Origin of the sequence: Eubacterium ramulus, from assembly GCF_003122485.1 — a bacterium.
GTDB lineage: Bacteria > Bacillota > Clostridia > Lachnospirales > Lachnospiraceae > Eubacterium_I > Eubacterium_I ramulus_A.
Genome location: NZ_JRFU01000174.1, coordinates 22690 through 31510 on the forward strand (window position 1 = coordinate 22690; position 8821 = coordinate 31510).

Sequence of the window (8821 nt, forward strand, 5' to 3'; positions counted from 1 at the left end):
ACATACCGTCTAGACAGCTATTTTTTAAGCTATCATTTGAAAGACATATATAATATATAGGCTCAAATGGTGAAAGTGCCCATTTGGGCCTATTATTGTATGAATTCATACGTTACAACCAGAGCAAGATCCACCCGTGTATTACAGTATTGTCATTTTGACAATATTGTATTACTTACGAGTGGCAGACTTGATGGGGATTACGTCCCCATACCCACGTGAAAATATAATTGCTGGCAATTACATTTTAGCAGATATGCAGGCATATCTGAATAAGCGTCATAGACAACAAAATAAGGAAATTTTGATAAGGCATTCACCTGGAATAGGTGAGTGTTTTTTTGTTTTCAAATATTCAATTAATCAAAAAAATTAAAAAAATTTCATTAGGGGGCTGTAAAAATGCCTCTCAGCGTTTCGTTTTATGTAAGGGTATTTTGGACAGGAAAAATTTAAAAAATTTTTATCAAGAACCTGTATTTATGCCCTTCATCTTTTGAATATGTGTAAGGACATTTTTGAGCCGGTATAAAAATGATTTTTACAACAATTAGAAACAGAAACGAGGCGAGAAAAGAATGAAATATGAATACATGAAGGAGTCAGAGCAGATGCTTCAGTACTTCCAGTTTCCGAAGTTTTTGCTCAAACTGCGCATTTCCCAAACTGCAAAATTTCTTTATATGATTTTGTATGACCGGGCACGGATATCGAGAAAGAATAGCTGGATAGACAAGTATGGAAATGTTTATCTGATTTTTCCGATAGAGGAATTGTCTGCTCAAATCGGCAAATGTAAATCTTCTGTAAAAACAGCATTGAAGGAATTAGATGATGTGGGACTATTGGTTCGCAGATCTGGTGGTTTTTCAAAACCCAATCATTTATATGTAAAAATTCCATCTGATGAGATTGGTTTACAGCTGGTTGAGAATAAGGCGGTTGAAAAGATGGTTGCAACAGAGTCGGAAAAGCAACCTTCATCTGGTCGTAAAAATGGCTGTGCAGGAGTCGGAAATGTGGCACCTAGTAAAGTAACTGAGAAATATAAAAGAAATAAATATCATGAAGTAAATTATTGCTATGGGGAAGGAGAGAGTTTGTGATGAGAGAAGAAGATACTGTATGTGTAGGCAGTGATGGTTTGCAATACTGTAAAGTCTGTGGGGAAGCGAAAGAAGCATTTTTTCCTGAGGGTGGATTTATGGGGATGAAGAAACATTCCAGGCAATGTGCCTGTGACAGAAAAGCGTATGAAGAAGAACAAAAATATTTTAAAGACAAAGAGCACCGGGAATTAGTCAGCAGAAATACGAGCATCTGTTTTGACGAGAGCAGAATGGAAGAGTGGACATTTGAGAATGCAGATATGTCAGATACGGTAATGCATAGAGCAAAAAAATATGTTGATAACTGGGAGGAAATGAAAAGAAATCATATAGGCTGTTTGTTCTGGGGACCGGTTGGTACCGGGAAAAGTTTTATTGCGGGGTGCATTGCCAATGAACTTCTTAAGCAAGAAGTAATGGTAAAGATGACAAATTTCAATACCATTATTGATGATATATTTCCACTGGCAGACAAAACGGAATATATCAATGCATTGGCGTCTTATCAGCTTTTGATTATTGATGATCTTGGAGTGGAACGAAATTCAGAATATGCGTTAGGAATTATTTTTAGTGTCATAGACCGCAGGATCCGTTCGGGACGACCTTTGATCATCACAACGAATCTTCCGCTGAAAGAAATAAAAAGCGAGACCATGTTGGATAAAAGGCGTATCTATGACCGTATTTTAGAAATGTGTACACCCGTGTATGTTGGAGGCACAAGCAAACGAGAAGCGATTGCAAGTATGAAAATGGAGAAAGCGAAAACGCTGTTGAACACAAACAGAGGGAAGGAGGAATGCGAATGAATCATACAGAAAAAACAATACCTGTTTGGAAGAAATATTCTTTAAATGTTTCCGAAGCAGCAGAATATTACGGAATTGGAGAAAAGAGATTGAGACAAATCGCAGGTGAAAATGAAGGAGCAGATTTTATTTTGGAAGTTGGTTCGCATATCCGGTTCAAAAGAAAATTATTTGAAGATTATCTGGACACAGCCAGTACAGTTTAAGTGACAGAATAGAAGAAATGGTAATGAAAATAATGTTCATTTTATCTTAGCGAAGAGAAGGTCTTGTGGTATAATGAATAAACCGAGACGGTCTTCCAAGTTAAATGAGCATTTAATGAAGGAGACGAAATATTATGAGTGAAAAAAGGAGAGATCATAGAGGACGTATATTACACAATGGAGAAATACAGTTATCTGATGGCAGATATAGATTTAAGTATGTCGATGAGATGGGAAAGGAGCGCTGCGTATATAGCTGGCGCTTAGACCATAACGATGCAACTCCGAAAGGAAAGTGCCGGGCTTTATCGCTTCGGGAGATGGAGAAGAAAATCCAGGCAGATCATTTTGAACAGATTGCAACAAATGGCGGAAATATGACGGTACTGGAACTGGTTGAAAAATATACATCAACAAAAACCGGTGTCAGACCTACTACAGTTGCAGGATACGGAACAGTTATCAATTTATTGAAGAAAGATCCATTTGGAAAAAGAAGGATTGATACGGTTCGGATTTCGGATGCAAAATGTTGGCTGATACATCTTCAGCAGGTAGAAAAGAAAAGCTATAGTTCCATCCATTCAATCCGAGGAGTTCTTCGTCCGGCATTTCAGTTGGCAGTGGATGATGACCTGATCAGGAAAAATCCATTTCAGTTTCAGCTAATGGAAGTGGTTGTGAATGACAGTGTGACAAGAGAGGCAATCAGCAGGGCTGAGGAACGAAAGTTCCTACGGTTTGTGAAGGAAGACCCTCATTTTTGCAGGTATTATGAAGGAATTTACATATTATTTAAAACAGGCCTTCGCATCTCGGAATTTTGTGGTTTGACGATTTCTGATATTGATTTCAAGGAGCATACGATCAACATCGATCATCAATTGCAGAAAAAATCAAAAATCGGATATTATATTCAAGAGACTAAAACAACCAGCGGAACAAGAAAGATACCTATGACTGCAGATGTAGAGGAATGTTTTCGGAAAATTATAGAAAAACGAAACCCGCCCAAAGCAGAACCTATGGTAGATGGAAAAAGTGGATTCTTATACTTTGATAAAAATGAAAGTATCTGTTATTCCCTGCACTGGGAGCATTATTTTCAACACATCATTCAGAAGTATAATAATACTTACAAAGTACAGATGCCTGTCATCACCCCTCATGTATGTCGGCATACCTATTGCTCAAATATGGCAAAATCCGGAATGAATCCAAAAGCATTGCAATATTTGATGGGCCACTCAGACATCAGCGTAACGCTGAATACATATACGCACGTAAATCTTGAGGATGCCAGGGAAGAAGTTGCCCGGATTCAGGTTGTGCAATTACGATTTTTAATTGAAAATAGCAAGGTGTAAAATGGAAAAACATACACCTTATTTTACACCTTTTGCGGACGATATTATGAGAAAATAAACCAGGTTATGCCAGAAAAGAAAAATTCACAAAGGCTTACAAAGCCCGAAAAACCAAGAAAAACTAAGAAATGCGAGGTTATGCAACAATGATAAAAATACTATTCATTTGCCACGGCAACATCTGCCGTTCTCCCATGGCAGAATTTGTAATGAAAGACCTAGTAAAAAAAGCCGGTCTTGCAGACCAGTTTGAAATTGCCTCTGCGGCAACCAGCAGAGAAGAAATCGGCAACCCGGTACACCGTGGAACCCGCAATAAATTAAAACAATACGGCATTTCTGTAGATGGGAAATATGCGGTTCAGATGACCAGTGCGGACTATCGTTATTACGATTACATCATTGCCATGGAACGATACAATTTACGCAATATGGAACGATTTGTCCATGGTGATCCGGATCACAAAGTACATCTTTTACTGGATTTTACAGATCGCAAGGGTGATATTGCAGATCCGTGGTATACAGGAAATTTTGATGAAACATATGATGATGTTTTAGAAGGATGTCAGGGATTGTTGTCAGAGACAATTGCATACTATGATCATAAATGTTAAAATATAATAAGCGCAGACGAGTCAACATACTGGTATGATTGACAACATCGAATTGAATCATGTGCTGAATTTGCACATGATATAACAATAAACTGTAAACGCATGTGAAATAGGATAATCATGAAAAAAGACTGCATAAGAAAAAATATTTTTATATTGAAATGGCGGCAGTTCTGATTCTTCTGATCACATGTGTTCTTTTTAAGTACACGACCTTTGTACAGAAGAATGCGATCCAACAGTGTTTCAGCATTTTGAATGATTCCAGAGAACAGATTGGGCAGATGATCACAAATGAGATGAAAAATGAGCAGGAGCATCTGGAGTCGGCATCCTATCTGCTGAAAGATTGGCTGAAACAACCGGATGCGAACCATGATCAGATCATAGAAATTTTGAAGGCATCCAGCGCCAACCAGAGTTATGCACATTGGGAAGTATGTCTGCCGGATGAAACTGTGATCAAAAGTACCGGTGAGGTGACGGAACTGGGACCATTGTATTCGTTTGAGGACCGGGTAAGTAAAAATTTTACTGTTTCTGAGCGCAGAACGACATTGGTTGATCAGGAGACACAGATCATTATGCTGTCAAACAGTATTTTTGATGAAAATGGAACTTGTATTGGTATTTTATCTTCCGTCATTGATCTGGCGGCATTCGCGGATAATTTTTTGTCGGTATCCTATAATCTGAAACCGGATATTATGCTGTTTGAGCGTGGCACCGGAGATGTTTTGCTGGATTCCTGGAATGATGGTACCTTGGGAAGTGTTGAAGATGCAGAGGAAGGGCGGTATATCAAAGCTGCCAAAGGATAATTCCTTTCCAGAATGTCCCATGATATCCGCACGCCGTTAAATGGTATTATCGGCTATCTGGATCTGGAAGACGGTAATCTGCAAAATCAGGAATTATTGCTACAGTACCGGAAAAATGCAAGAGTTGCAGCAAATCATCTGTTATCACTGATCAACGATGTTTTGAATATGAGCAAGCTGGAAGATGATAAAGTGGAGTTTACACATGAAGCATTTGACCTGTGCGAACTGGCAGGTGATATTCTGGCACTGACGGAGATTCATGCAAAGGAGACAGGTATCACTTTGCAGCATTCGGATTGCAGCATGAATATACTGCATCCATACGTATACGGAAGTCCGCTACATGTGCGGCAGATATTTGTAAATATTTTGAATAATGCGGTGAAATATAATCGACCGGGTGGAACGATTTCATGCAAAATGGAAACAGAAAAGCAGGAAGGAAATCGGATCTGGTACAGCTGCACGATTCAGGATACCGGTATTGGTATGAAACCAGAATTTCTGAAGCATTTGTTTGATCCTTTCGCACAGGAAAAAGTAGATGCGCGAAGCGTTTACCATGGAACCGGGCTTGGCATGGCGATTGTAAAATCGCTAGTGGACAAAATGGGTGGAACTATTGAAGTAACCAGTAAAGTGGAGGAAGAATCGACTTTCCGTGTAATACTGCCGTTTGAAATTGCACCGAAAGAAGAAGTCAGCGACAGGACGGAGATAAATGCGGAAACAGGGATTCAGGGAGTAAATATTTTACTTGTTGAGGATAATGCCCTGAATATTGAGATCATTGCAGAACTGCTTCAGGAACAGGGAGCAAAAGTAACCTGTGCACATAACGGTCAGGAAGCAGTTGATGTGTTTGCGACATATCCGCAGGAAAGTTTTGATGTCATTTTGATGGATATTATGATGCCGGTTATGAATGGTATGGAAGCAGCGAAGGCAATTCGCGCACTGGAGCGACCGGATGCGGAAACTGTGCCGATCATTGCCCTGACAGCAAATGCTTTCATGGAAGACAGAAAGAAAAGTCAGGAGGCAGGCATGAATGCACATCTGACAAAACCGCTGAATATGAAAACGATGATCCAGACGATTACAAAATTGCTGAGAAAAGAACAGTAACAGAGTCAGATTAAATTTACATGAACTGAAAGTCAGATTTGCAGAGATACAAAGAAAAATTGGATTAAATGCTGTATGCTGTGCATGTTACAGTAAAAGTGCTGAGAACATTCTTGGATAAAAGCAATATATAACCTCAGATATTACGAAAAAAGAAGGCGTGATATCTGAGGTTTGTTATTTTATAGAGAGAACTTGGATTATTTTCTATATAGAAAACTTTTTGAAAAAGATACATTTTTTGTATGCCCTAAATTGACTTTATAAAATCGTGTTTTTACAAGCTGCTGGTATACCTGTTATTAAATTGTGCTTTTTACAAGCTGCTGATATACCTGTTCACAGCGTAAAATATCATCAATGACAACCCATTCATCCGGTTGGTGAGCTGCTTCGAGACAACCCGGACCATAGGACATACAGTTACGGTTGTGGAGTTGTCCGGCAATGACAGCAGTATCTGTGTAACCGGTAAAACAGCTGACCTGTGGAACTTCTCCAGTGACTTCCTGACAGGACAGTTTTAAATTTTCCAGAAGCGGAGAAGTCGGATTCTGTTCAATCGGTGGTCGGTCGCCGGTGATTTTATAGGTTGCGGAAATCCCACTGACAGACTGTTCCGCGTGTTCAATGGCAGCTTCCACGATGGCATTTGTTTTTTCTGTATTCAAGGGTGGAACCAGACGCATGTCAATCCAGACTTTACAGTGATCTGGCACAACATAGGGACGATAACCGCCGGTGATCTGCCCGAAAGTGACCGTGGAACTTCCCATATCAGGGTGAACCGGTGCGTACAGAATCGCATGTCGGATTTCACGAATAATCTCTGCCATGGCGGCAATGGCATCGGCACCTTTCCATGGCGTGCTTGCATGGGCAGTGTGTCCCTGCACATCAATTTCATACCAGGTGCGGCCTTTGTGTGCCATCTGAATCTGTCCATTGGTCGGTTCAGCATCAATCACCCAGTCGTGGTCTGTAACCCAGCCAGCTTGTATACACGCTTCGGAACCACGCATGAAATCCTCTTCGTCCATGGAACAGATTAGTTTTAGCGTCTGCTTTGGTGTTTTACCGGATGTTTGAAGTGTTTCTGCGGCATATTGAAATGCAGAAAGGCAACAGGCAAGACCGGATTTCATGTCACAGGCGCCACGCCCATAAATTTTTCCATCTTTTTCAATGGCATCAAAAGGTGGCAGCGTCCATCCATCGCCTACGACAACCGTATCCATGTGACAGATCATCACCAGTGCAGGCAGAGATGGATCACCGGTCAGCTCAGCTATGAGATTTGGGCGACCGGGAAGTACTTCCTGACGGGATAATCGGACATTGGGATATGGCGCAAGCTGTGTGGTGATCCAGTCTGCCATCGCATTTTCATAAGTACCCGGATCGGTACTTTCAATCTGAATCATTTGTTTTGTCATTGTAACTGCGCGGGATTGCAGAGACATATTATAAAACCCCCTTTAAAAGTTCGAAAAAGTATAAAATATTTTGAATCAAGTTTTCGAATCTATGTATCGAAAGCCTGAATAAAAACTAATCGAAATTAGATTAAATGATCTAAAATATAGATTATTATAACATTCATTACTTGTATGTGCCATAAATTTTTTGCTATAAAAAGTCTGGTGTGATAGAATAGTTGCAAATGGACAAAACTTTGCCGCGAATATATCTGCCCGGCAGAAATAAGATAGTAAGAATAGAGGTTGAATGGAATGTATTATGTACCAGATGGCACAGAAATGTGCGGATTTTATGAATGTGAAGAATGCGCAAACAGATTTTTATCTCTGAAGATCGGACCAAAGCTGGTGTGCCCGTATTGTGGAGAAGAACCGGATATGGAGATCGGACCGGATGAAGAAATGCCGGTGGCAAAAGAGACGGCAAAACTGCTGGAAGTAGTAGAAGGTGCAGAAAATGTGGAGCGTATGGATGCGTTACTTTCATTAGCAGTAACTGGCGGCGACTACGAGTGGATTTAAAGTAGGAGATTGAGAAATGTTTTTTATGATGGGAATCACGGACGGAAGAAAAAATCTGGATTATAATCAGACCGAAATCTGTAGTGTGTGTGGACGATACGGACGGTTTCAGGTATTTATGACATACACCGTATTGTCACTGTTTTTTATTCCGTGTTTCAAATGGAACAGACACTATTATGTGCAGACCAGTTGTTGTCACACCCTGTATGAATTGGATAGGGAAATCGGTCGAAGAATCGAGCGTGGCGAAGATGTGCGGATCTTACCGGAACATTTGCAAAAAGTTGAAAATGGTAGATCGGGGTATCACTATGGTGGTTATAAGCGTTGCACGAATTGTGGGTATGAGACAACTGAAGACTTTGTGTTTTGCCCGAAATGCGGTATGCGGTTGTAACGGGAATTGTGCTGCGTGATTATAGCGGAAATTATGTCCTTACTTGGAACGAATATAGTGTAATGCGGATGAAATTTTTGAATGTATGATTTTATAAGAGACAATAAGGAGCATTTGTATGTGGAAAATCAAACAGATCGCAGAGGCGGACTTTGGCTGTGAAGAACGGTTGCCGGGAGAAAAATTAAAATGTCTAGTTATATTAGAAAATGAAAAGGGTGAGACACGTCGACTGGAGGTCGAAGACGAATGGCTCACCGAACAGGGACTGGACGAGGGCAGTATGTGGGATGTTTCGGATAAAGATTTTAACCAAATCAAGGAAGTCCCCTGCTTCAATTGCGAAAAGCAATAA

The 8821-nt window shown here is 40.2% G+C and carries 11 protein-coding genes; 10 read left to right on the forward strand and 1 reads right to left on the reverse strand.

Annotated features, from left to right (window positions below):
- Positions 1-578 precede the first annotated feature (578 nt).
- The 7 genes from LG34_RS14355 (at position 579) to LG34_RS14385 (ending at position 6063) form a co-directional block, all read left to right on the forward strand.
- The gene (locus LG34_RS14355) at positions 579-1106 is read left to right on the forward strand and encodes a replication initiator protein A (protein WP_055218792.1); all 528 of its coding nucleotides are present in this window, start codon (positions 579-581) and stop codon (positions 1104-1106) included.
- Positions 1106-1921, forward strand: a complete 816-nt coding sequence (locus LG34_RS14360; RefSeq protein WP_109216668.1) for an ATP-binding protein — start codon at positions 1106-1108, stop codon at positions 1919-1921. Before LG34_RS14355 ends, LG34_RS14360 begins: the two co-directional genes overlap by 1 nt.
- Complete coding sequence (locus tag LG34_RS14365) at positions 1918-2127, forward strand: MerR family transcriptional regulator (RefSeq protein ID WP_004844954.1); 210 nt, start codon at positions 1918-1920, stop codon at positions 2125-2127. The genes LG34_RS14360 and LG34_RS14365 overlap by 4 nt, the downstream gene beginning before the upstream one ends.
- Before the next feature lie 134 nt (positions 2128-2261).
- Positions 2262-3494: a site-specific integrase gene (locus LG34_RS14370; protein WP_109216669.1), complete on the forward strand. Its 1233-nt coding sequence runs from the start codon at positions 2262-2264 to the stop codon at positions 3492-3494.
- Positions 3495-3640: 146 nt separating this feature from the next.
- On the forward strand, positions 3641-4111 hold the full coding sequence (locus tag LG34_RS14375) for a low molecular weight protein-tyrosine-phosphatase (RefSeq protein ID WP_109216677.1): 471 nt from the start codon (positions 3641-3643) through the stop codon (positions 4109-4111).
- Between the two features lie 254 nt (positions 4112-4365).
- Entirely contained in the window at positions 4366-4932 is a 567-nt protein-coding gene (locus tag LG34_RS14380) for a hypothetical protein (protein WP_146190240.1), read from the forward strand.
- Positions 4933-4944: 12 nt separating this feature from the next.
- Positions 4945-6063 (forward strand): ATP-binding protein, encoded by a 1119-nt coding sequence (locus tag LG34_RS14385; protein ID WP_109216671.1) that lies wholly within the window; start codon positions 4945-4947, stop codon positions 6061-6063.
- A gap of 302 nt (positions 6064-6365) precedes the next feature.
- Here the strand turns inward: LG34_RS14385 and LG34_RS14390 are convergent, their stop codons facing one another.
- On the reverse strand, positions 6366-7526 hold the full coding sequence (locus LG34_RS14390) for a M20 family metallopeptidase (RefSeq protein ID WP_109216672.1): 1161 nt from the start codon (positions 7524-7526) through the stop codon (positions 6366-6368).
- A gap of 270 nt (positions 7527-7796) precedes the next feature.
- Between LG34_RS14390 and LG34_RS14395 the strand changes: the two genes are divergently transcribed.
- The 3 genes from LG34_RS14395 (at position 7797) to LG34_RS14405 (ending at position 8821) form a co-directional block, all read left to right on the forward strand.
- Positions 7797-8066, forward strand: a complete 270-nt coding sequence (locus LG34_RS14395) for a hypothetical protein (protein WP_109216673.1) — start codon at positions 7797-7799, stop codon at positions 8064-8066.
- A 16-nt stretch (positions 8067-8082) separates the two neighbouring features.
- Positions 8083-8466, forward strand: coding sequence for a zinc ribbon domain-containing protein (locus LG34_RS14400; RefSeq protein ID WP_109216674.1), 384 nt, complete (start codon positions 8083-8085; stop codon positions 8464-8466).
- Positions 8467-8584: 118 nt separating this feature from the next.
- The gene (locus LG34_RS14405) at positions 8585-8821 is read left to right on the forward strand and encodes a hypothetical protein (RefSeq protein WP_109216675.1); all 237 of its coding nucleotides are present in this window, start codon (positions 8585-8587) and stop codon (positions 8819-8821) included.